Below are 544 nucleotides of genomic sequence, written 5' to 3' on the forward strand. Positions count from 1 at the left end.
CGGAGGGGGCAATTCCATGGGATTGAGCGCGGTAGAGTTGGGGAACGCGCTCCTGATCCTTGAATCAGGAACTTTGAATTCCTGCCGCAGACCCGACTGGATGTAGCCAAAGTGCGGGCTCCTTTCGCGGCTTTTGTCTCCTTTGCCCGGCCCGACTTGCCCTGAATTCTGGCGAATTTTTGCCACATTCCGGATCGTTGGCGTCCAGATTTCTCGTCCGATTGACCTGTTGCAGACGGCAGTTGGACAGATACATTCAGCCGCGNNTCAGGGCACCGTCAAGTGGTTCAACGCGGAGAAGGGGTACGGCTTCATCGCGGTCGACGGTGGTGCGGATGTTTTCGTCCACTACAGCGCGATCCAGATGGACGGCTACCGCACCCTTGAAGAGGGCCAGCGGGTCGAGTTCGAGATCTCGCAGGGTCAGAAGGGCCCGCAGGCCGACATGGTTCGCGTCACCGCCTGAACGCGCTACCAGCAGCACGCGACATCTTCTGCCGGCGACAGGGCCCGCACCCTCCGGGGGGCGGGCCCTGTCGCCGGC

At 61.8% G+C, this 544-nt stretch carries 2 protein-coding genes; one reads left to right on the top strand and one right to left on the bottom strand.

Annotated features, from left to right (window positions below):
- On the bottom strand, positions 1-186 hold a 186-nt coding region (locus tag CCN29_RS36680), incomplete at its 3' end, for a hypothetical protein (protein WP_442538680.1).
- Positions 187-250: 64 nt separating this feature from the next.
- On the opposite strand from CCN29_RS36680, the gene CCN29_RS33895 reads away from it, so the two are divergent.
- Positions 251-466 (top strand): cold-shock protein, encoded by a 216-nt coding sequence (locus CCN29_RS33895; RefSeq protein ID WP_086686297.1) that lies wholly within the window; start codon positions 251-253, stop codon positions 464-466.
- Positions 467-544 lie beyond the last annotated feature (78 nt).

Origin of the sequence: Streptomyces pseudogriseolus, assembly GCA_002154585.1 — a bacterium.
GTDB lineage: Bacteria > Actinomycetota > Actinomycetes > Streptomycetales > Streptomycetaceae > Streptomyces > Streptomyces pseudogriseolus.